General features: G+C 40.3%; 1 protein-coding gene. It reads right to left on the bottom strand.

Going from position 1 to position 657, the window contains the following annotated elements; all coding sequences use genetic code 11:
* Nucleotides 1–73: 73 nt before the first annotated feature.
* Nucleotides 74–559, bottom strand: a complete 486-nt coding sequence (locus QMD21_07860; GenBank protein ID MDI6856678.1) for a hypothetical protein — start codon at nt 557–559, stop codon at nt 74–76.
* Nucleotides 560–657: the final 98 nt, after the last annotated feature.

The following is a 657-nucleotide window of genomic DNA, read 5'->3' as shown; positions in this document are numbered from 1 at the left end:
TCAGCAGCTACTTTAGCGCATGTAGAGCCTGCAGGGCCTGCGCCTACGACTACAACATCATATTGCATCATTTTTATCCTCCCTGCAACACTACCCAAGCCATGGCACTCGCTGTAACATCGGAGATTATATAAAAACAGACATTCTCCCCGGTATCAAAAGGCCCAGTAATTATAAAAAAATCCCCTCCTGAGAGTTCTCCGCTATCGTCATGGTCATAAAATCTTACCCTGCTACTTGAATTGTTTAGAATTTCTACGGCCTTGCCTGACAGAAGAACGTTTCCATTTGCGATGAGTTTCCACGAAACATTTTCTATAGAAAGACACATGCGACGATATTTCCCGTCTCCTTGAATATCAAGTATGGTAACTGTATAGTTATCATCACTTTTTTTTACATTAACTTGCATGGCAGGAGCGGTGATATAATTATTTATCCGGGTTATAGTCCCGAAGTATAAGACCACAAAGGCTATCACAATAGCCATAACCAGGATAATTATAATAGTTTGAGATTGGAAACCCATTACCGTTTTTTTCTTAAACTTTTTCAGCATAAATCGCACCTACCGGACATACTTTTTCGCACAGACCGCATTCAACGCAGAGCTCTTCATCGAACACAGGATAAGTTTCTTCTAAAAATATAGCGTTC

The organism is Candidatus Thermoplasmatota archaeon (genome assembly GCA_030018475.1).
Taxonomy (GTDB): domain Archaea; phylum Thermoplasmatota; class JASEFT01; order JASEFT01; family JASEFT01; genus JASEFT01.
The sequence above is the reverse complement of the archived record's forward strand: the minus strand, read 5'-3'. Positions and strand labels throughout refer to the sequence as shown.

What these genes read in the sequence shown, in the direction of transcription:
- QMD21_07860 (MDI6856678.1), bottom strand. Translation starts at nt 559, where the DNA reads ATGCTGAAAAAGTTTAAGAAAAAAACGGTAATGGGTTTCCAATCTCAA.